1 pseudogene is annotated in these 1,032 nt (G+C 67.2%); it reads left to right on the top strand.

The window, feature by feature from the left end:
* Positions 1–52: 52 nt before the first annotated feature.
* Positions 53–1,032: pseudogene (locus tag RF637_RS13810) on the top strand (IS3-like element ISPfr13 family transposase); the annotation flags it as partial.

Here is a 1,032-nt window from a genome sequence, read left to right as displayed (position 1 = left end):
TGAACCGTCCCAGGTTTGGTGCCGCATCTTTTCGAGTTGAGAGGATGGCGTCATGCCGAAGAAGATTGACCCCGCTCTGCGTGAGCGGGCCGTGAGGCTGGTGCTGGAGCACCGGTCAGAGTACCCGTCGAACGCGAAGGTGATCGCGGCCGTAGCCCGGCAGGAGTGCGTCGGTGCGGAGTCCTTGCGACGGTGGGTGATCCAGGCCGAGATCGACGCGGGTGACCGTGGTGGTCAGACCAGCGAAGAGCATGCGGAGATCCGCCGGCTCAAGGCCGAGAACCGGGCGTTGCGTGAGGACGTCGCGATCTTGAAGGCGGCGACGGCTTTCTTCGTGGGGGAACTCGACCCCCGCAACCGTTGATGATGGGCTTCATCGACCAGATGCGCTCGGAGGGCTTTGCCGTCGAGTCGATCATTCGCGTCCTGCGTGAGCAGGGCGTGAAGATCGCGGCACGCACCTACCGGGCCTGGAAGCGAGGCCGGGTCGCGGTCCGGACCGTGACCGACGCGATCGTCGTGGACGCGGTCCGTGACGCGGCCTGGCGCGACGAGACACTGCCCGGCGGGAGCACACGCCGGAAGATGACCCCGGAGGGTCTTTACGGACGGAAGAAGATGACCGCGTTCATCCGCCGCACCACGCTCCGGGACGTGTCTCGCGGTGCGGTGGACCGCGCGATGCGGGCCCTGGGCCTTTCCGGGGTCACGCGGGCGAAAGCGATCCGCACCACGATCCCCGCCAAGGATGGGGTCCGTGCCGGGGACCTGCTGAACCGGGACTTCACCGCTCCGCGCCCGGATCACACGTGGGTGACGGACTTCACGTATGTGCGGACGTGGGCCGGATGGGTGTATGTCGCGTTCATCCTCGACGTGTTCTCGCAACGCATCGTCGCCTGGCATGCGCAGACCAGCAAGCACACGGACCTTGTGATGATCCCGCTGCGGATGGCGCTGTGGCGGCGTGACCGGGACGGGCATCCCGTCGGTCCCGGCCAGCTCCGGCATCACTCCGACGCCGGATCCCAA

It is taken from the genome of Kocuria sp. CPCC 204721 (assembly GCF_040980945.1).
In the GTDB taxonomy this organism is placed as follows: Bacteria; Actinomycetota; Actinomycetes; order Actinomycetales; family Micrococcaceae; genus Kocuria; species Kocuria marina.
This window is presented reverse-complemented; position numbering and strand designations above follow the sequence as displayed.